Origin of the sequence: Cloacibacterium sp. Arc13, assembly GCF_041431305.1 — a bacterium.
GTDB classification, from domain to species: domain Bacteria; phylum Bacteroidota; class Bacteroidia; order Flavobacteriales; family Weeksellaceae; genus Cloacibacterium; species Cloacibacterium caeni_B.
The window spans coordinates 1-18,764 of the sequence record NZ_JASMRM010000007.1; the positions used below are offsets into that span (position 1 = coordinate 1).

General features: G+C 32.9%; 21 protein-coding genes. 6 read left to right on the top strand and 15 right to left on the bottom strand.

Going from position 1 to position 18,764, the window contains the following annotated elements; all coding sequences use genetic code 11:
• Positions 1-72 precede the first annotated feature (72 nt).
• Positions 73-1,026, bottom strand: a complete 954-nt coding sequence (locus QO190_RS06760; RefSeq protein WP_371462219.1) for a D-2-hydroxyacid dehydrogenase — start codon at positions 1,024-1,026, stop codon at positions 73-75.
• A gap of 290 nt (positions 1,027-1,316) precedes the next feature.
• Here QO190_RS06760 and idi point away from each other — a divergent pair, with 290 nt between their 5' ends.
• Complete coding sequence (gene idi, locus QO190_RS06765; protein WP_104792510.1) at positions 1,317-1,826, top strand: isopentenyl-diphosphate Delta-isomerase; 510 nt, start codon at positions 1,317-1,319, stop codon at positions 1,824-1,826.
• 143 nt (positions 1,827-1,969) lie between these two features.
• The gene (gcvT, locus tag QO190_RS06770) at positions 1,970-3,052 is read left to right on the top strand and encodes a glycine cleavage system aminomethyltransferase GcvT (protein ID WP_371462218.1); all 1,083 of its coding nucleotides are present in this window, start codon (positions 1,970-1,972) and stop codon (positions 3,050-3,052) included.
• 50 nt (positions 3,053-3,102) lie between these two features.
• On the opposite strand, the gene QO190_RS06775 is transcribed toward gcvT, so the two are convergent.
• Positions 3,103-3,450 carry an arsenate reductase family protein gene (locus tag QO190_RS06775; RefSeq protein ID WP_371462217.1) on the bottom strand — a complete coding sequence of 116 codons (348 nt, stop codon included), beginning with the start codon at positions 3,448-3,450 and terminating at the stop codon, positions 3,103-3,105.
• 69 nt (positions 3,451-3,519) lie between these two features.
• Here QO190_RS06775 and QO190_RS06780 point away from each other — a divergent pair, with 69 nt between their 5' ends.
• The gene (locus QO190_RS06780; protein ID WP_371462216.1) at positions 3,520-3,984 is read left to right on the top strand and encodes an acyl-CoA thioesterase; all 465 of its coding nucleotides are present in this window, start codon (positions 3,520-3,522) and stop codon (positions 3,982-3,984) included.
• Positions 3,985-4,258: 274 nt separating this feature from the next.
• On the opposite strand, the gene rny is transcribed toward QO190_RS06780, so the two are convergent.
• The 6 genes from rny to QO190_RS06810 form a co-directional block, all read right to left on the bottom strand.
• Positions 4,259-5,830: a ribonuclease Y gene (gene rny, locus QO190_RS06785; RefSeq protein WP_371462215.1), complete on the bottom strand. Its 1,572-nt coding sequence runs from the start codon at positions 5,828-5,830 to the stop codon at positions 4,259-4,261.
• Positions 5,831-6,061: 231 nt separating this feature from the next.
• Positions 6,062-6,349, bottom strand: coding sequence for a cell division protein ZapA (locus QO190_RS06790; RefSeq protein WP_371462214.1), 288 nt, complete (start codon positions 6,347-6,349; stop codon positions 6,062-6,064).
• The gene (locus QO190_RS06795) at positions 6,349-6,651 is read right to left on the bottom strand and encodes a hypothetical protein (protein ID WP_371462213.1); all 303 of its coding nucleotides are present in this window, start codon (positions 6,649-6,651) and stop codon (positions 6,349-6,351) included. The genes QO190_RS06790 and QO190_RS06795 overlap by 1 nt, the downstream gene beginning before the upstream one ends.
• A 146-nt stretch (positions 6,652-6,797) precedes the next feature.
• On the bottom strand, positions 6,798-7,574 hold the full coding sequence (locus tag QO190_RS06800; protein WP_371462212.1) for a porin family protein: 777 nt from the start codon (positions 7,572-7,574) through the stop codon (positions 6,798-6,800).
• 6 nt (positions 7,575-7,580) lie between these two features.
• Positions 7,581-8,297 carry a bifunctional demethylmenaquinone methyltransferase/2-methoxy-6-polyprenyl-1,4-benzoquinol methylase UbiE gene (ubiE, locus tag QO190_RS06805; RefSeq protein ID WP_371462211.1) on the bottom strand — a complete coding sequence of 239 codons (717 nt, stop codon included), beginning with the start codon at positions 8,295-8,297 and terminating at the stop codon, positions 7,581-7,583.
• A 51-nt stretch (positions 8,298-8,348) separates the two neighbouring features.
• Entirely contained in the window at positions 8,349-8,915 is a 567-nt protein-coding gene (locus QO190_RS06810) for a hypothetical protein (RefSeq protein ID WP_069796607.1), read from the bottom strand.
• A 106-nt stretch (positions 8,916-9,021) separates the two neighbouring features.
• Between QO190_RS06810 and QO190_RS06815 the strand changes: the two genes are divergently transcribed.
• Together QO190_RS06815 and QO190_RS06820 are read left to right on the top strand one after the other, a co-directional pair.
• Positions 9,022-10,089 carry a 3-oxoacyl-ACP synthase III family protein gene (locus QO190_RS06815; protein WP_371462210.1) on the top strand — a complete coding sequence of 356 codons (1,068 nt, stop codon included), beginning with the start codon at positions 9,022-9,024 and terminating at the stop codon, positions 10,087-10,089.
• 73 nt (positions 10,090-10,162) lie between these two features.
• Positions 10,163-11,368, top strand: a complete 1,206-nt coding sequence (locus tag QO190_RS06820) for a metallophosphoesterase (protein WP_371462209.1) — start codon at positions 10,163-10,165, stop codon at positions 11,366-11,368.
• Between the two features lie 6 nt (positions 11,369-11,374).
• Here QO190_RS06820 and QO190_RS06825 read toward each other — a convergent pair whose 3' ends face one another.
• Both QO190_RS06825 and QO190_RS06830 read right to left on the bottom strand, forming a co-directional pair.
• Positions 11,375-12,127 carry a polysaccharide deacetylase family protein gene (locus QO190_RS06825; protein WP_371462208.1) on the bottom strand — a complete coding sequence of 251 codons (753 nt, stop codon included), beginning with the start codon at positions 12,125-12,127 and terminating at the stop codon, positions 11,375-11,377.
• A 112-nt stretch (positions 12,128-12,239) separates the two neighbouring features.
• A complete protein-coding gene (locus QO190_RS06830) occupies positions 12,240-13,208 on the bottom strand; it encodes an NAD-dependent epimerase/dehydratase family protein (RefSeq protein WP_371462207.1) in 969 nt (322 codons plus the stop codon).
• Positions 13,209-13,434: 226 nt separating this feature from the next.
• Between QO190_RS06830 and ggt the strand changes: the two genes are divergently transcribed.
• Positions 13,435-15,123 (top strand): gamma-glutamyltransferase, encoded by a 1,689-nt coding sequence (gene ggt / locus QO190_RS06835; RefSeq protein WP_371462206.1) that lies wholly within the window; start codon positions 13,435-13,437, stop codon positions 15,121-15,123.
• Here the strand turns inward: ggt and QO190_RS06840 are convergent, their stop codons facing one another.
• The 5 genes from QO190_RS06840 to QO190_RS06860 are packed head-to-tail and all read right to left on the bottom strand — an operon-like array spanning position 15,124 to position 18,761.
• Positions 15,124-16,551 (bottom strand): SDR family oxidoreductase, encoded by a 1,428-nt coding sequence (locus QO190_RS06840; protein ID WP_371462205.1) that lies wholly within the window; start codon positions 16,549-16,551, stop codon positions 15,124-15,126.
• Entirely contained in the window at positions 16,548-17,033 is a 486-nt protein-coding gene (locus QO190_RS06845) for a hypothetical protein (protein ID WP_371462204.1), read from the bottom strand. Before QO190_RS06845 ends, QO190_RS06840 begins: the two co-directional genes overlap by 4 nt.
• A gap of 19 nt (positions 17,034-17,052) precedes the next feature.
• Positions 17,053-17,772 (bottom strand): lycopene cyclase domain-containing protein, encoded by a 720-nt coding sequence (locus tag QO190_RS06850; protein WP_371462203.1) that lies wholly within the window; start codon positions 17,770-17,772, stop codon positions 17,053-17,055.
• 56 nt (positions 17,773-17,828) lie between these two features.
• The gene (locus QO190_RS06855; protein WP_371462202.1) at positions 17,829-18,296 is read right to left on the bottom strand and encodes a sterol desaturase family protein; all 468 of its coding nucleotides are present in this window, start codon (positions 18,294-18,296) and stop codon (positions 17,829-17,831) included.
• 9 nt (positions 18,297-18,305) lie between these two features.
• Complete coding sequence (locus QO190_RS06860; protein ID WP_371462201.1) at positions 18,306-18,761, bottom strand: hypothetical protein; 456 nt, start codon at positions 18,759-18,761, stop codon at positions 18,306-18,308.
• Positions 18,762-18,764 lie beyond the last annotated feature (3 nt).

Genomic DNA, 18,764 nt, shown 5'->3' on the forward strand with positions numbered 1-18,764 from the left:
AGCAAAAACGTTTTTACTTTGGTTTAATTATTTATTTTTGTCCTATAATCTGTATCGGTTTTTTAGGACTAGTCAAATTTTTAAAATACTAGCAACTTGCATCGCCAATTCTTCGCCAATTCTGTCTTGGGCTTCTAAAGTAGACGCTCCAGTATGAGGCGTTAAAGAAATTTTAGGATGAGTAAGAATTTTTTCTGATGGTGTAGGCTCATTCACGAAAACATCTAATCCCGCAAAAGAAACTTTACCAGCATTTAAAGCTTCTATTAAGGCTTTTTCATCTATTACTCCACCTCTTGCACAATTGATTAATGCCACTCCATCTTTCATTTTAGCCATTTCTTCTTTGCCTATAATCGCAGATTTTTGAGCAGGAACGTGAAGCGTTATAAAGTCTGCTTTTTTTATCACTTCTTCGAAAGGTTCAGTTACAATTTCTATGTCAATGTATTGGTTGTTATAGAAATCTACTCTCACACTTGTTTTATCTATCATTACATCAGAAGCGATGACTTTCATTCCTAATCCAAAAGCGATTCTTGCTACTTCTTGACCAATTCTACCCAATCCAACAATACCAATGGTTTTCCCTCTTAATTCCAAACCTTTTTCGTAAGATTTTTTAAGTTTCGCAAATTCTGTTTGACCAGAAACTGGCATTTTTCTATTAGAATCTTGTAAAAATCTGCATCCTGTAAATAAATGTGCAAAAACCAATTCAGCAACACTTTCAGAGGAAGCAGCTGGTGTATTGATTACATGCAGTCCTTGTTCTCTAGCGTATGTTACTTCTATATTATCCATTCCTACTCCACCTCTTCCTATGATTTGTAGAGATGGGCAGTTGTCTATGATTTCCTTAGTCACCTTAGTTGCGCTTCTTACCAAAAGTGTTCTGATTTTTTCTGCATTGATGTAAGAAACAAGCTCTTCTTGAGGAACTTTTTCCGTAATTACAGTGAAACCTTTTTCTTCTAAAGCATTTATTCCTGATAGTGTCAATCCATCATTTGCTAATACCTTCATTTATATTTTTTTTAGATTAATCATTAAAAATTTAGAATCTATAAATTCTTGTTGCTCAAAAATTTTTGTCTTTAACAAGAATTTCAGCAGCAGCATTTGTATTTAATGCTCCAATATCTGATTTTCAAGTTGCAAAGTTAGAGAAAATTATAGATATTAAATCCCTAATTAATAAAGGTTTTTTAAAAATTTTACGCACAAAAAAGCTATGTAAAGTATAAAAAATTCAAATTTCTAAAATCAATTCTTTATCTCGTAGATTATCATTAAATTTGAGAAGTCGAACAATTATGGAAGAAAAAGTAGTTTTAGTTACCGAAAATGATGAAGTTCTAGGCTTGATGGAAAAACAACAAGCACATATCAATGGTTTGTTGCATAGAGCATTTTCTGTATTTTTATTTAATTCAAAAGGCGAAATGCTTCTCCAGAAAAGAGCCGCAGAAAAATACCATTCTCCCAATCAATGGACGAATGCTTGTTGCTCCCATCCTAGAGCGAATGAAACCTATGAAGAAGCAGCCAAAAGAAGATTAAAAGAAGAATTAGGAATAGATACCGAAATTTCAGAAAAATTCTATTTTATTTATAAAGCAGATGTAGGTGGAAATCTTTGGGAACACGAATTAGACCATGTTTTTGTAGGAAATTACGAAGGAGATTTTCAACTCAATTTAGAAGAAGTAGCCGAAGTAAGATACATTTCTATGGAAAATTTAGACCAAGAAATGAAACAAAACCCTGAACATTTTACCGAATGGTTTAAAATCATTTTAGAAGAATATAAACATCATCTTTAAGGTAAAGGTAAAGGTAAAGGTAAAGGTAGAGGTAGAGGTAGAGGTAGAGGTAGAGGTAAAGGTAAAGGTAAAGGTAAAGGCAAAGGCAAAGGTTAAAAATTAAAAATTAAAAAATATCTTTTATCAAGTTAAAAAAATAAAAAATGGATAAAAAAACAGCACTGTATAACAAGCACGTTTCTTTAGGAGCTAAAATGGTTCCTTTTGCAGGTTTCGAAATGCCTGTACAATATTCTGGCGTTACAGAAGAGCATTTTGCTGTACGCGAAAAAGTAGGAATTTTTGATGTTTCACACATGGGACAGTTTTATGTAGAAGGTCCAGAAGCTAAAAACTTACTCCAATTTATCACTTCTAATAATGTAGAAAAACTGACGAACGGACAAGCACAATATTCTTGTCTACCGAATGGAAATGGCGGAATAGTAGACGATTTAATCGTTTATAAAATGAATGACGAAAAATATTTTGTAGTGGTAAATGCTTCTAACATCGATAAAGATTGGAATCATTTTTCTCATTATAATGAAAAATTCGGGGCTCAATTAAGCAATATTTCAGATGAAACTTCTCTCATTGCGATTCAAGGTCCGAAAGCCGTAGAAACCCTTCAAAAACTTACGGAAACCAATCTTTCTGAAATTCCTTACTATCATTTCACGGTAGGAACTGTAGCAGGCGTAGAAAACGTGATTATTTCTAATACCGGTTATACAGGAAGTGGAGGTTTTGAAATTTATTTCGGGAACGAAAGTGCAGAAAAACTTTGGGATGAATTGACAAAAGCAGGTGAAGAATTTGGACTAATTCCTTGTGGATTGGCTTCTAGAGATACTTTGAGACTAGAAAAAGGTTTCTGTCTTTACGGAAATGATATTGATGACACCACTTCTCCATTAGAAGCTGGATTAGGCTGGATTACCAAGTTTGATAAAGAATTTGTAGATAAAGAATTCCTTTTAAAACAAAAAGAAGAAGGTGTTTCTAGAAAATTAGTAGGTTTCGAAATGCAAGAAAAAGCAATTCCTAGACATGATTATTTGGTGGTAGATGCAGAAGGAAATGAAATCGGAAAAGTAACTTCTGGAACGATGAGCCCTTTGAAAAAAGTGGGAGTTGGTCTTGCTTATGTAGCTAAACCTTACTTCAAATTAGATTCTGAAATCTTTATTCAAATCAGAAATAAAAATATTCCTGCTAAAGTGGTAAAATTACCATTTGTATAAGGAAACTTTTATAACATACTCAAAAAGCAGTTCTTTCCGAACTGCTTTTTTTATTTTAATTTGTCTCTTAATAGTTCAATATTCTTCTTGTCACTTCCTATAAAAATCTCTTGATTGATGATAAAAACGGGGCGTTTTAGAAAATGATAATCCTCTAAAATCAGTTTTTTAAAATCTTCTTCTTGTAAAGATTTCACTTCTATATTTCGTTCCTTGATTTGAGTAGATTTTTTGCTAAAAAGCGCTTCATAAGAGTTTGACAAGGCATACATTTCTTGCAATTCATCTTCTGACAATGCTTTTGACTTGATTTCTCTTTGTTCAAAATCAGTTAAATCAAATTCAGACATGATTCTTTTGCAAGTACTGCAAGTCTTTAAAAAATATACTTTTTTCATCTTCCAAAAATAAGATTAATCTCTATATTTCAAAAATTATTGAATATCTTTATTCAAATTTTAGAGCAAATGAGCAACAAGACTATTTTTCAGTTTATTTCTGAACCAGGAGACATAAATTATGGAGGAAATGTACACGGTGGAAGCGTAATGAAATGGATAGACCAAGCTGGTTACGCTTGTGCAAGTTCTTGGAGTTCTAGCTACTGCGTAACGGTCTATGTTGGTGGAATAAGGTTTTTTTCGCCCATCAAAATTGGTCACATTGTAAAAGTAGAAGCCGAAGTGATTTACACCGGCAAAAGCAGCATGCACATTGCCATCAATGTATTTTCCAGAAATATAAAACGCAAAGAATTTGAGAAAAAAACGCATTGTATCATCGTTTTTGTGGCAGTAGATGACGAAGGAAATACGATAGAAGTTCCCAAATTCATCCCCGAAACTGAACAGGAAAAACAAATGGAACAATACGCCATCAAATTGATGGATCTGAGGAAACAAATCGAAGACGAAATGAAACCGTTCTTGTAAGTCGCAAAACAGTTTCTATCCGTCCCAAGTTGGGAAAAGTTGAACCAAAAATATTTTTATTCATCCCAAATTAGGAAAGTTTAAAGTAAAACAATTTCTCTCCGTCCCAAGTTGGGAAAGTTTCAATCAAAAGAATTTCTATTCATCGCAAATCAGGAAAGGTTAAATCAAATTATTTTTACATTCTCAGAATCTATTATTTGTAAAAATTTGCAATAAAAAAACTCCTCTCGAAAATTTGAAAGGAGTTTTAATTTGTTATTTTGATGAGTTATTATCTTGCGATATTTACGGCTCTTGTTTCTCTAATTACCGTCACTTTTACTTGACCTGGGTAAGTTAACTCATTCTGAATTTTTTCAGAAATATCATAAGAAAGTTGATGAGCCACTTCGTCTGTTACTTTTGCAGATTCTACCATCACTCTCAATTCTCTACCTGCCTGAATCGCAAATGCACTAGAAACTCCATCAAAGCTTAATGCAGCTGCTTCTAAATCTTTTAATCTTTGGATATAAGATTCTAAAACTTGTCTTCTCGCTCCTGGTCTTGCACCAGAAATTGCATCCGCTACTTGAATAATTGGTGATAATAAAGAAGTCATTTCTACCTCGTCATGGTGCGCTCCAATTGCATTTACCACTTCTGGATTTTCTCCAAATTTCTCAGCCCACTGCATTCCTAAAAGTGCGTGAGGAAGTTCTGATTCTTGCTCTGGAACTTTTCCAATATCGTGTAATAAACCAGCTCTTTTTGCTAATTTTACGTTTAAGCCTAATTCAGCAGCCATAGTTGCAGCGATATTTGCCACTTCTCTAGAGTGCTGTAGTAAGTTTTGACCATAAGAAGAACGGAATTTCATTCTACCTACGATTTTAACTAACTCTGGATGTAAACCGTGAATTCCTAAATCAATAATGGTTCTTTTCCCCACTTCTATGATTTCTTCTTCTATTTGTTTACGCGTTTTTTCTACTACTTCTTCTATTCTCGCTGGGTGAATTCTACCGTCTGTTACCAATCTGTGAAGTGATAATCTAGCCACTTCTCTTCTTACTGGATCAAAACAGGAAAGCAAAATAGCTTCTGGAGTATCATCTACGATGATTTCTACACCTGTTGCTGCTTCTAGCGCTCTGATATTTCTACCTTCTCTACCGATGATTCTACCTTTTACCTCATCAGATTCTATATTAAATACAGAAACTGAGTTTTCAATTGCTTGTTCTGTACCAATTCTCTGAATAGTCTGAATCACAATTTTTTTCGCTTCATTTTTAGCGTTCAATTGCGCTTCTTCCATAATAGATTGTACGTGAGCCTGAGCTTTGGTTTTCGCTTCAGCTTTCATAGACTCTACGAGTTCTGCTTTTGCTTCTTCTGCCGAATAGTTAGAAATTTTTTCTAACATTTCTACTTTTTGAGCAATCGCTACGTCTAATTCTTGTTGTTTTTTCTGTACGATTTCGTGTTTTTTATCGTACTCTGCCTTCTGTCTTTCTAAATCTTTTTCTAGTTTTCCAGTTTTAGAAAGTTCGTCATTTAGTTTTTGTTCTTTGTCTCTAATTCTTTTCTCAGCTTCTTGCATTTTTTTCTCACGACTGTTAATGTTTTCGTCATGCTGAGATTTGAGTTCTAAGAATTTTACTTTTGCTTGAGCTTCTTTTTCTTTTTTAATAGCTTCAGCCTTTACATTCGCGTTTTCTATAATGTTTTCGGCGCTTTTTTTAGCATCTTTCACGATGAATTTAGCTTTAGAGTTTAGGGAACTTTTTGCGAACAACGTTCCTGCAACCAAACCTAAAATCAGGCAAATAGCACCGATAATAATAGTGGTTATATCCATATATATCGAGTTTTAATTGTCAATTACTTAATTTTTAAAAATAAAAAAACCTACAACAGTTCAGTGATATAGAGTAAACTCCTAATCAACACGATTTGAACTGTTTTCTATGCTCTGTAATCTGCGTAAAGCAGCACGCCATTGCAAAGACATTCGTTCGGTAATTGTTTAGCGTTGAGTTTACCTGTAATGTGTTAGAACTATTGTAGGCAAGTTTTTATAGAAAAGTTTTTACTTTTCTAATTCATCTAATTGCTGATTAATTTGCATTAATCTATCATTAGCATTTTTTATAATTTTTTCTGAGTTAAGTTGATGTACTTCTGCATTTGCTCCTAATTTTAGGGCGCACATTGCGAGTGCATCTTGTTTATCCTTAACATCAAAATTAGCTTCAAATTCTCTAATCATTCCTTCTATCTGTTTCCCTACTCTACGAAGTGTTTCTTCTTCTGTAGCAGGAACATTAAGAGGATAATTTCTTCCGGCAATGTTTATGGTAATTCTTCTTACTTCCATTACAAGCCACTATTTTGAAGTTGTGCAATACAAGCATCTATTTCTTTGACCAATCTATTGATATGATTTTTCATCAATCGATTGTGGTCTGGATTGCCAGATATTGCTGAGATTAATTTTATTTTTTTTTGCTCTTCTGTTAACTCCTGATTTTTCTTATGCTCTTCTTCATACTTAACTTTCAGATTTTCAAAGTCTTCTGTAAGAATAGCATGCTTTTCTAAAAGATTTTGATAACTTTTATTCATCTCAAAAATCTTTTTTTCAAGTAAAGAAAAATTATTCTCTAATTCTTTAAGCATTTCAGGTGTTAGTTCTAACTTATGCAAAAATATAAAAAAAATAATCAGTTAAACAGAAATTTAATAATAATTTAAAGCAAAACTTTAAATAAAAAAAGAAGACTCCTTAGAATCTTCTTTAAATCAAATATTTAGAAAAATTTTTCTTATTCAAATTTCAATACAAACATGAAAGCTCTGGTTTGCATGGTAGAGATTGCTGCCGTCCAATAAGGTGGCGTTCCAGCGTTATCTGCTACAATTTCGTTATTAAAGGCAAAGGTTCCTCTAAAAGCTGGAGTAAACTTAACCTTAGAAAAATAAAACTGCATGCCTATCTCTGCACTCCATGCAAAATTATGGGTTGTACTTCTGAAAATCCCTTGTTGATTGTCATCTGTAGCACTAGAATTAGACTGTAAGTTCACCATATAATTAAGTCCAGCTGCAGCATAAGGTCTAGAATTATACCATCTGTCTGCGTGAATTTCTAGCATAATCGGGATGTCTACATACGTAGATTTCACTCTTCTAACCATATCTGCTTCATTAAGCGTTTTTGGTGTAAAAGGATTATTAGTATCTGCAGCATATTGGTCGTTTGATTGTGTATTAAAAGTAAGCTCTCTTTCTACAAATTGTAAACCTGGTTCTACTCTTAAATCAAAGTTATCATTAAGTCTCATTTTAGTAATAAACCCAGCTCCGAAACCATAAGTAGGTTTGGTTTGAACAAGATTTACTTTGTCTTCCATTCCATATTTCGGGTCTAGAACGAGTTTATAGTCAAATTGGTTAAGATTTAAATAAAAACCATAACTGTATTGATAAGAATCTTGCTCTTGTCTTCTGTCTTGTCTATCTCTGTTTCTAAATTGAGCTTGAGTAAACAAAAACATTCCTAAAAAAAGGAGCGAGAATGTTTTGATTAACGTTTTTTTCATGGGTGATTATTTGGTCGCTTTATAAATGGTAGCTATCCCTAAACTTAGTTTTTTATATTCTACTTTGCTGTATCCTATTTCTAGTAAAATTTGTTTCATTTTTTCACCAAAAGGAAAAGCATTTACAGAATCTGGCAAATAAGTATATGCTCTATTATCTTTAGAAACTAATTTACCGATTTGTGGTAAAATATTTTTGAAATAAAACATATAAAATGGCGCTAAAAACCCTTCTACTTTTGAAAATTCTAAAATATAAACGCTAGAATTTTCTTTTACCACTCTTCTTAGCTCGGCTAAACCTTTTTCTAAATTTTCGAAATTTCTTACTCCAAATGCAACGGAAACTGCATCGAATTTATTATCATCAAAAGGAAGATTTTCTGCATCTCCTTTTTGCATTGATATTTTTTGGTCTAGATTAATCTTCTTAATTTTATCAATCCCTACATTTAGCATTTGCTGAGAAAGGTCTAAACCTACTACTTCTGCTCCAGTTCCTTTTTGTACCGCAATAGCAAGATCACCTGTTCCTGTCGCTACATCTAGTACGAGTTTCGGAGCATCTTTATTCATCCATTTTACTAAAGTATTTCTCCAAAGCACATCTATTTTCATCGATAAAACATGATTCAATAAATCATATTTTGGAGCGATGTTATCAAACATATCTTCTACTTCAGTTTTTTTACTTTGATCGGTATTGTATGGTTTTACTTGCATGTATTTATTAAGTATTGAGTAATATTTTTAGCTAACTTTTTCCTAGGTGTATTATTGATAATTCTCTTTGTAGAAAAGTTTAAAATCTTCTTTTCTATAAATTTTAGTCCTAGATTCTAATTTATCAATGTTTTTAATGACTTTATCATAATCTTCGTCTACATTATAATAAAAGTCCTCTATGTATAATTTTTTATGCTTGGTAACATGGCCAGGAAGTTTTACGCCGTCCATTTCAAAAGTACTCGCCATCAATAGGGAATCTTTATTCGGAATATAGCCATAAAACTGACGGTGTACAAAATATTCTTCTCCAGCAATATTCAATAAACCTCTGTATTGTGAAACATTAAAAGCAGAATCAAAAAGAAGCTTCTTTTTATCATCAAAAACTTTAATGCTGTTTTGTTTCCCTCTGTTAAGATCTACTTTTACAAACTGACCAGAAGTAATGATTTTTTCTTCGCCGTTATTAATCTTAAAATAAAAGGTTTTAGTAGTAGGATTATCTACTAAATATTCATTTTTCTTTGCTAAAAATAAATAATAAATTCCGAAGGCAATTAGCATTACACTTGCCGAGACAATAAGCCCAATAAGAGGAGCGTTTTTTTTCATATTTAAAAAAATATTGAGAATTGCAAAGTTAATAATTATTTTCTATGCGTTTGTTATGATTTAATTTATAAATTTGCCCCTTAATTATAAATGTAATATAGAAATTATGCCAAGTTCAGTAATTGTAGGTTCAGGTAGTTGCATTCCAGAAAGAGTAATTGATGGCTCTCATTTTATCAACTCTAAGTTTTATACAGACGCAGGAGATTTTATTGATAAACCCAATGAAGAAATTATTAAAAAATTTGTAGACATCACAGAAATTGAAGAAAGAAGATATCTGAGAAATGACCAATTTAATTCTGACCTTGGTGTACAAGCTGCTAAAGAAGCCATTTATGATGCTAAAATAGAAAAAGAAGACCTCGATTATATCATTTTCGCGAGTAATTTTGGAGAAGTTTCAGCTAACGGAATGGCGAATTTCATGCCGAATATGGCGGCAAGAGTAAAGCATAAATTGGGTATTAAAAACAGAAAATGCATCACTTATGATATGATTTTCGGTTGTCCAGGTTGGGTAGAAGCGATGATTTTAGCAGACGATTTAATTAAACTAGGAAAAGCAAAAACCATTTTAGTAATTGGTGGTGAAACATTAAGTCGTGTAACTGACCCATTTGACAGAAATAAAATGATTTTCGCAGATGGAGCTGGAGCTGTAGTTTTACAAAAATCTGAACAAGAAAACGTAGGAATTATTGCTACCAATACCGTTTGTGATAATGCAGAAGAACTTTTGTATTTAGAAAATTCTCATTCGCTTAATCCAGAAGCAGACCAAGAAAAAATGTATATCAGAATGCATGGTCGTAAAATTTATGAATATGCTCTCAAAAACGTTCCTGCTGCGGTAAAAGAAACAATGGATAATGCTCAAATTGGCATAGAAGACATTGATAAAATCTTAATGCACCAAGCCAATGCAAAAATGGACCATGCTATGGTTTCTAGATTGTATAAATTATACGGGAAATCAGAATATGACGAAAATGTGTCTCCTATGACGATTCAATATTTAGGAAATTCATCTGTAGCCACGATTCCTACTATGTATGATTTAATTGCAAAAGGAGAAATGAAAGGTCATTCTTTCAAAAAAGGAGGTTATGTAGTAATGGGTTCTGTAGGTGCAGGAATGAACATCAACTGTATTGTTTACAAGATGCCTTAATCAGAATTCTGAAACAAAATATACAAAACTTCGACTACTTAACTTGTCGGAGTTTTTTTATGAAGAATAATTTATGAAAACAAATTTTATAGTATTACTCGCTGTATTTTTCATTATAGAAATATATGTTTATCAAGCGATTAGAAATATCACCACCAATAATTACATTAGAATTGGGTATTGGGTTTTTACACTTTTGGCTTACGGAATCATCTTATATTGGATTTTAACATTTAATAAAGCTTCTAGAGACCATCAACAAATTCAATTAATGGTTTCTGCGGTCATGATTTTCGTTTTCCCGAAGCTATTGTCTTTAATATTTTTATTGATTGGAGATTTTACCAGATTTTTAGAATTTGGTTTTAAATATTTCACCGCTAATGAAAACTATTTTCCTGAGCGTAGAAAATTCATTTCTACCACCGCTCTTGCTGCTGCTGGAATTTTCTCTTTATTGGCAATTGATGGCATTATTTTCGGAAAATATAGACACTCAGTAAGAAAAATAAAATTAAGATTTAAAAATCTCCCTGAAAGTTTTAAAGGTTATAAAATCGTACAAATTTCTGATGTTCACAGCGGAAGTTTTTTCAATCCTCAAAAATTACAAAAAGCGATTGACCTGATTAACGAACAAGATGCTGATGTTGTTTTATTCACCGGTGATATGGTGAATAATTATGCGGATGAATTCAAACCATTTATTCCACTTTTTAAAAGTATTAAAGCCAAAGATGGCAAATTTTCTATCTTAGGAAATCATGATTATGGCGATTATGGCGCTTGGAATTCTCGAGAAGAAAAAGCGCGAAACATCCCAATTTTGAAAAACTATCAAGCCGAAGCAGGTTTTAAACTTCTGCGCAATGAAAATATTGCTTTAGAAAAAAACGGAGAGAAAATTTATCTTTTGGGTGTAGAAAATTGGGGAATCAAACCTTTTCCACAATATGGCGATTTAGACAAAGCTTTGAAGGGCGTTCCTGAAGATGCGATTAAAGTTTTGATGAGCCATGACCCAACTCACTTTGACGAAGTGGTAAAAAAACACAAAACCAATGTTCATCTTACCCTTTCTGGTCACACTCACGGAATGCAATTTGGTTTAGATTTGAAAAACATCAAATGGTCGCCAGTAAAATTCAAATACAAAAAATGGGCTGATTTATATGAGTCAGAAGGAAAATATCTCTATGTAAACAGAGGTTTCGGCGTTATTGCCTATCCTGGAAGAGTGGGCATCAACCCAGAAATTACCGTTATAGAATTGGTGTAATTTAATTTAGAAAAAGAAATCCTTCATTCTGGTAATGGCCAAATCATTTTCTTCTACAAATTTTAGAAAACGATTGAGTTTTTCTTCCATTTGTACGCCAAGATTGTATTTTCTGTAAAAAGACAATCCAAACTTTTTATCATTGAGTTCTACAAACTGCCAAGAATTTAGATAAATCATCACATATTCTTCTTTTTGCAGCGTTTCTGTTACCATATTTTGATAAAATTTCATGGGAATCATCTGAAACGTAAAATCATTATATGGAAGTCTAGAATACGGCGAAACACTTTCTGGTATCACCATAATTTCATGTTCTTCGTAAGCAATTTTTCTTTCTAAAGCATTTTTGAAAAAGAAAATATTAGAAAAATCCATCGGTGAACGATAAATAAATTGCATGGCTTTCAGTTTTTCAGAACTTAGCCTTTTTTCGGGAAACTGTCTCATTCCTCTGATGTTTTTCCCCGTCAGTTCTTCTAAGAAACCTTTAGCGGTTTCTATCTCTTTTTGATATGAATATTTATTGAGCAAGCCCAATTCATGACCTTTTTTAGTAATGCTTTTCAAAAGTTCCGGTAACTTTTCCACCAAAGAAATTTCCACAAAAAAAGTAGTGTGAATTTGATATTTTTCTAGAATTTCCAGAATTTTCTGTGTTCCATTTGTTGTAATCTTCAATAGTTCCTCTTCAGCAACTATTTTTTGATAAGAAACTGGAATTTCGGGAGCGATGATGTTAAAAGTAAGTAAAACCATATCGTAAAAATAAAAAACTTTGTCTACAATCCGCAGACAAAGTTTAAAATTATTTTGTGGTGAAGAATTTAAGTTCTCTAGAACTCTACCATTCTAAAATTCCATCACTTGATTATTTTCCCAATTTCACCTTCAGGTTTTTAATCATATCTTTGGTCATTTCTGTAATGCCAAAATCATAGGTTAATCCCCAATCTTTTTTCGCCACAGAATCATCTATAGAAGCTGGCCAAGAATCAGCAATAGCTTGTCTGAAATCTGGCTCATAAGAAATCTCAAATTCTGGAATTTCTTTTTTAATTTCTGTTGCCAATTCTTTTGGTGTAAAACTCATTCCGCCCAAATTATACGAACTTCTTACCGTAAGATTTTCAGATGGCGCTTCCATAAGTTTTAGCGTTGCATTTATTGCATCATCCATGTACAACATTGGCATTGCTGTATTTTCAGAAATGAAAGATTTGTATTTTCCTTCTTCAATTGCTTCGTAGAAGATTTCTACTGCATAATCTGTAGTTCCACCACCAGCTGGAGTTTTCCAAGAAATTAAACCTGGATATCTGATACTTCTAATATCTACTCCGTATTTTTCATGGTAATATTCGCACCACTTTTCTCCTGCCATTTTAGAGATTCCGTACACCGTTGTAGGATTTAGAACTACATCTTGACCCACATTTTCCTTCGGAATTCCTTTTCCAAAAACCGCAATAGAACTTGGCCAAAAAACTTTTTTTATCAAACCTTCTTTCGCCATTTCTAATAAATTCAGTAGCGGCTCTACATTCAGTTTCCAAGCGAATTGTGGCTGTCTTTCCGAAGTTCCGGACAATAAAGAAGCCAAATGATAGACAGTAGTAATTTCGTAATCTTTACAAACTTGTCTCACCAATTGCGTGTTAGAAACGTCCATTCTTTCATAAAATCCCGCAGAAGTAAGCTTTTTGTCCCATCTATCCAGTCCAGAAGCAATTACATTTTCTGCGCCATGAATTTCCACTAATCTATTGGTCAGTTCGGTGCCTATTTGTCCTAAAGCACCAGTAATAAGAATTTTTTCCGTGTGCGTATCGGTTTCCATTTTTAAATTTTAGGATTTTCACAAATTTAGAAAAATTAAAGGGTTATTAAAAATTTTATGCCTAAAATATTTTGGGTGCCAAATTGACTCCTGAAGTCGTCGAACCACTTCGTTAGATTTCCAACTTTCGCTGCTCGCTTTTTTTCGGTGGCGTAATTCTGTTCTCTTTAGAAACTTTTGAAAAATATTTAAAATTTTCGATTATTTTTGATAAAAATATTTCCCAATGAAAAATCTACTTTTCCTTCTACTCTTTTTGGCACAAACATTTGATGCACAATTCACTGAAATCAAAATTGTTAAAGAAATTCAAGCCAAAGAAAAAGGAATGGTCGTTTCTGCGCATCCATTGGCAAGTGAAGCAGGTGCTCAAATTCTAAAAAAGGGTGGAAATGCCTTTGACGCTGCGATTGCTACGCAATTTGCTTTGGCAGTTGTTTATCCTCAAGCTGGAAATATTGGAGGTGGTGGATTTTTAGTAGGTTACACTAAAGATGGCAAAAAAATCGCATTGGATTATAGAGAAACTGCTCCTAAAAACGCTTCCAGAGATATGTATCTCGATGAAAAAGGAAAAGCCAATACTGATTTATCACAAAACGGAAGATTGGCAGTCGGTGTTCCTGGTTCGGTTTCTGGGATGTTTTACACGCATCAAAAATTTGGAAAACTATCCATGGCTGTTTTGATACAACCTGCCATTGATTTAGCACAAAAAGGTTTTGCCGTTACAGAAAGAGAAGCGAATTTGCTTAATGAAACCCGAGAAGATTTTCTAAAACACAATTCACATCCAACAGCTTTTACCAAAGAAATTCCTTGGAAGAAAGGAGATATTTTAGTTCAAAAAGAATTGGCTCAAACTTTAAAATTAATTCAAAAACAAGGTCAAAAAGCTTTCTACGAAGGAAAAAACGCTCAATTTTTGGTAGCCGAAATGAAGCGAGGAAACGGAATCATTACCCTTGAAGATTTGAAAAATTATAAAACCAAAGAAAGAAAAGCATTAGAATTTAATTATAAAAATCACGAAATTGTTTCGATGCCGCTTCCTTCGAGTGGTGGAATTCTTTTGGCTCAAATGCTTAAAATGAGTAGTTTTGAAAATTTAGAAAAATATCAACAAAACTCTCCAGAAGCAGTTCAAGTAATGGTAGAAGCAGAACGCAGAGCTTTTGCAGACCGTGCAGAATTTATGGGAGACCCAGATTTTATAGAAGATAAAACCCAAATGCTTATTTCTGAAGAATATTTAAAAAATCGTTGGAAAAATTTCAGTTTTGAAAAAGCTACCCCAAGTGCAGAAGTAGGGAAAATTATTGCTCAACCCAAAGAATCTACCGAAACTACGCATATTTCTATTATTGATAAATTTGGAAATGCAGTTGCTGTTACGACCACTTTAAATGGTTTATATGGAAGCAAAGTTGTAGTAAAAGGTGGCGGATATTTCTTGAATAATGAAATGGATGATTTTTCTGTAAAACCGGGCGTTCCGAATATGTTTGGTGCAGTAGGTGGTGAAGCCAATAAAATTGAACCCAATAAAAGAATGCTTTCTTCGATGACACCAACTATCGTTTTGAAAAACGGAAAACCTTACATCGTGGTGGGAACTCCTGGTGGAACTACGATTCCTACTTCTGTCTATCAAAGCATAGTGAATGTGATTGATTTTAAAATGAATCCTAGTTCAGCGGTGAATTCTGCAAAATTTCATCATCAGTGGTTGCCCGAAGTGGTTTTTGTAGAGAAAAATTTCCCAGAAAACACTTTGAAAATTTTAGAACAAAAAAATTACAAATTTGAAAAACGTGGCGGAATTGGCAGAACAGAAATGATCGTTATTGATGAAAAGGGCAATGCTACTGCTGTTGCAGATAGTCGTGGAGATGATTCTGTAGCGGTAGAATAATTATTTCCCTGCTAATTTTCTCAACATTCCATTGAAAATTAAGCCATGGAATGGTAAAACTGAGTACCAATACAATCTTCCCGATAAACCTAGTGGTCGGAAAGTTGCTTCTTGGTACAACTCTCCATTTTTAATATAGAATTCTAACCAAGCTTCACCAGGAACTTTCATTTCGGCGAAAAGTAAAAGGCGTTTTTCTTCTTTGTTGGCATATAAAACGCGCCAAAAATCTAGAGAATCTCCAGCTTCTAATTCGTTTTGGTTTCTTCTTCCTCTTCTCAATCCTACTCCACCCATTAATTTATCTAAAAAACCTCTTATTTTCCATAGAAAATTGGCATAATACCAGCCTGTTTTCCCACCAATACTGAAAACCCTTTCCATCGCGAATTCTTCATCATCTACTTTCATCTTTCTAAAATCGGTAAAACAACCTTTCTCTGGAACTTCTAAATACTGCCAAACATTTCGCTTGTGAAACTGATTGGTAAAAGAATCATACCAACTGCTCAACACATCATTTTGCTTGATTTTGTCAAAAGCCATGTTAATTGCTTCTTTGTAAGTGAACAAATGAATTCCTAAGTCCGAAGCCAAAGAATTTTGTCTTGCGATTACATCTATTTTCATACTGTCTACCAAATTGACCGCCAAAGAATAGGTAGTAGAAGTAATAAAGTATAGCCAATAAGAAGACAATTTAGGCGTCATCACCGGAACAGTGAAAATCCAACGTTTCAGACCTCGAACTTCTGCATATTGAAGGAGCATTTCTTTATAAGTAAGAACATCTTGACTTGCAATATCGTAGTTTTGATTGTAGGTTTTTTCTACACCGATAACTTTGGTTAAAAACTGAATTACATTTCTGATGGCAATCGGTTGACACTTGGTTTTCAACCATTTTGGAGCAACCATAATCGGTAGTTTCTCTACCAAATCTCTAATAATTTCAAAAGAAGCACTACCAGAACCTACTATTATTCCAGCTCTGAGGCAGGTTAAAGCATATTTTTGGCTTTTCAAGGCTTGCTCAACATTTTTTCTGGATTGAAGATGTTCTGAAAGTTTTTCTTCATTGATAATTCCAGTGAGGAAAACGACTTGCTTTACTGAAGTTTTTTCTAATGCTTTTCTGAAATTTTCGGCAGAAATTCTCTCTTTTTCTGAGAAATTTCCACTACCAGAAGACATAGAATGTACCAGATAATAAGCAAAATCTATATCTTGTGGAATATTTAGTAAAGAATTTTCATCTAGAAAATCATTTTCTATGATTTGAATTTTTTCAAGATGATTTTGATAGAGTTTAAGGCTTAATCTTTTTTGGTCTCTTACAGAACACACCACATCATGACCTTCTTCTAACAACTGAATGAGAAGTCTTTTACCGATATAACCTGTGGCTCCTGTAAGAAAAATTTTCATGATTTAAAGATTTCTTTTAAAATTTTAAAACGACTTTCGAAAATGAATTTCACTTTATTTTTTACATAAAAACCTGCCAATAAATCACCTAATATTCCCATTGGTAATTTGAAATTGACAATATCCGTCATCTTCACTTTTCCATCTTCTGTAGCATCGAAATGGTGTTCGTGATGCCACATTGCATATGGTCCAAAACGTTGTTCATCTACGAAAAATTTTTGGTCTTCGAAATGCGTAATTTCTGTAATCCAGTTGCTCTTCACCATTGGTAAAATTCCAATTTTATAAGTGATGATCTGACCAAGATACGTTTTATCTGGCGGATTATTGGTGATTTCGAATTGCATTTCTTTCGGCGTAATTCTGTCTAAATTATTAGGATGAGTAAAGAATTCCCAAGCTTTTTCTAAAGAAATAGGAAGAATCTGTTCCGAAGTAAGTGTATAAATTCCTGATTGTTTTTTTATATTGATTTTCATCTTTGAATTTTATTTTAAATTAAGATTTTACAGACATTGATAATGAATAGTTCCATTTTCTTCTAAAATATTCAAACAATAAGACACTTCCATAAAGCATCGAAAAACAGTAAAAACTGTCTTCTAAAGGCATGGTTCCCACTCTGATTCCGAGGTTTTCATTGTTGTCATAAAAAACCACTGGATTTTCAGAATAACTTCCCGTCAAAGCAGAATTAACAAAGAAAAACGGCACATAAATCAGCACAAAACTGATGTAAAACTTTCGCGCATATTCCCATTGATAAAAAATTTGGAAAATCATCAATAGTGCAAACAAACCAAAACTTGCTGCGGTGTAAATTCTGTCTAAATTAGTAGCAAAAACACTTGCACTTATAATCAATAAAAGAACAGAAATCCATTGTGTCAATTTTTTGGTCAACTGCAATTTCGGGAAGAAATATTCTAAAGAATAGTGAATAAAATTGCTGGAATAAGGAATGAGCAAGAAAAATAACCATTCTTCTAATGGCAATTTAAACCATCTGATTCCCATTAAATATTCGTCATTAAATCCCCAAACATTTTGATACGCAAAATAAATATCCCATAGAATGAAGAAAATTCCCACCGTGATGATTGCCAAAAAATAAGGCTTCCAAAAACGGATAAAATTCATCCATTTTTTCTCAAAACTGAAGATAAAAGGAATGCTAAAACTCAAGATATCTAGAGCTATGTAATAATATTGTTGCAATTGGTTGTTGGTTTTTGGTTGATAGTTGTTGTCTAACTGAAAACTTGATAAAAAGTTTAATTTTCAATTCTCAATTGTTCTTTGAAGTATTTCAAAGGCACGAAAAGCATCCCGAAACACTCTCCTTCTTCTTTCCCAAGATGTTTATGGTGCATTTTGTGTGCTTTTCTCAATCCACGTAAATACCAGTTATTGGTTTTATCAAACCATTTAAAACGTCTGTGAATGAGAACATCATGCACTAAAAAATACGCCATTCCGTACAGTAAAATTCCTAGTCCTATGAAAAAAAGATAGTTGATTCCATTTACCGTTCCGAAATAGAATAATAGAATACTGGGAATCGCAAAAACCACAAAAAAGAAATCATTTTTTTCAAAAACATGAGGATAACCTGGTTGATGGTGATCTTCGTGAAAATACCAACCTAAACCATGCATAATATACTTGTGTGTGAGCCAAGTAATGCCTTCCATGGTAACGAAAACGCCTAATGTGATGAAAAAATATTGCAATGCTTCCATTTTTTAATTTTAGAATTTTAGATAGTTTTTGATGAATTTCACTAGATTTTCATCGTCTGAATTTTTATAGTTCTTAATAATGAAGTTTCGGTCTGATTCTATATTTTTATTGTAGCCCAAAAAACTTGGTGTTTTTTCTTGAGAAATCAATCTCATTAATCTGATTTCTATATTGTTAGGCTCTTTTTTAATTGCATCTTCTAGCAACTTTTTCCCTTTATTGAAATAAGAATATTTATTCAAAGGATTAGATGCGTGTTTTGCCATGAAAAAATTACCAACCGCATAAAATGCCATATAAATAGGCTTTTTAGTTGTATCATAAGCATTTTTAGATTTTAAAATAAGGGTTTTGCTTACTTCTTCTGAGTTTTCTCCTTTTTGAAGGTAACCTCTTAATTCTACTAAACTTTGTGCATTGATGAAACTGCAAAACAATAAAAATACAAGAACTAACTTTTTCATAGA

Coding starts and splice junctions, on each gene's coding strand:
- QO190_RS06775 (WP_371462217.1), bottom strand. CDS start 3,450: ATGAAAAAAGTATATTTTTTAAAGACTTGCAGTACTTGCAAAAGAATC.
- QO190_RS06800 (WP_371462212.1), bottom strand. CDS start 7,574: ATGAAAAAAACGTTAATCAAAACATTCTCGCTCCTTTTTTTAGGAATG.
- QO190_RS06815 (WP_371462210.1), top strand. CDS start 9,022: ATGCCAAGTTCAGTAATTGTAGGTTCAGGTAGTTGCATTCCAGAAAGA.
- rny (WP_371462215.1), bottom strand. CDS start 5,830: ATGGATATAACCACTATTATTATCGGTGCTATTTGCCTGATTTTAGGT.
- QO190_RS06820 (WP_371462209.1), top strand. CDS start 10,163: ATGAAAACAAATTTTATAGTATTACTCGCTGTATTTTTCATTATAGAA.
- QO190_RS06855 (WP_371462202.1), bottom strand. CDS start 18,296: ATGGAAGCATTGCAATATTTTTTCATCACATTAGGCGTTTTCGTTACC.
- ggt (WP_371462206.1), top strand. CDS start 13,435: ATGAAAAATCTACTTTTCCTTCTACTCTTTTTGGCACAAACATTTGAT.
- QO190_RS06830 (WP_371462207.1), bottom strand. CDS start 13,208: ATGGAAACCGATACGCACACGGAAAAAATTCTTATTACTGGTGCTTTA.
- QO190_RS06790 (WP_371462214.1), bottom strand. CDS start 6,349: ATGGAAGTAAGAAGAATTACCATAAACATTGCCGGAAGAAATTATCCT.
- gcvT (WP_371462218.1), top strand. CDS start 1,970: ATGGATAAAAAAACAGCACTGTATAACAAGCACGTTTCTTTAGGAGCT.
- QO190_RS06795 (WP_371462213.1), bottom strand. CDS start 6,651: ATGCTTAAAGAATTAGAGAATAATTTTTCTTTACTTGAAAAAAAGATT.
- QO190_RS06860 (WP_371462201.1), bottom strand. CDS start 18,761: ATGAAAAAGTTAGTTCTTGTATTTTTATTGTTTTGCAGTTTCATCAAT.
- idi (WP_104792510.1), top strand. CDS start 1,317: ATGGAAGAAAAAGTAGTTTTAGTTACCGAAAATGATGAAGTTCTAGGC.
- QO190_RS06825 (WP_371462208.1), bottom strand. CDS start 12,127: ATGGTTTTACTTACTTTTAACATCATCGCTCCCGAAATTCCAGTTTCT.
- QO190_RS06845 (WP_371462204.1), bottom strand. CDS start 17,033: ATGAAAATCAATATAAAAAAACAATCAGGAATTTATACACTTACTTCG.
- QO190_RS06840 (WP_371462205.1), bottom strand. CDS start 16,551: ATGAAAATTTTTCTTACAGGAGCCACAGGTTATATCGGTAAAAGACTT.
- ubiE (WP_371462211.1), bottom strand. CDS start 8,297: ATGCAAGTAAAACCATACAATACCGATCAAAGTAAAAAAACTGAAGTA.
- QO190_RS06760 (WP_371462219.1), bottom strand. CDS start 1,026: ATGAAGGTATTAGCAAATGATGGATTGACACTATCAGGAATAAATGCT.
- QO190_RS06810 (WP_069796607.1), bottom strand. CDS start 8,915: ATGAAAAAAAACGCTCCTCTTATTGGGCTTATTGTCTCGGCAAGTGTA.
- QO190_RS06780 (WP_371462216.1), top strand. CDS start 3,520: ATGAGCAACAAGACTATTTTTCAGTTTATTTCTGAACCAGGAGACATA.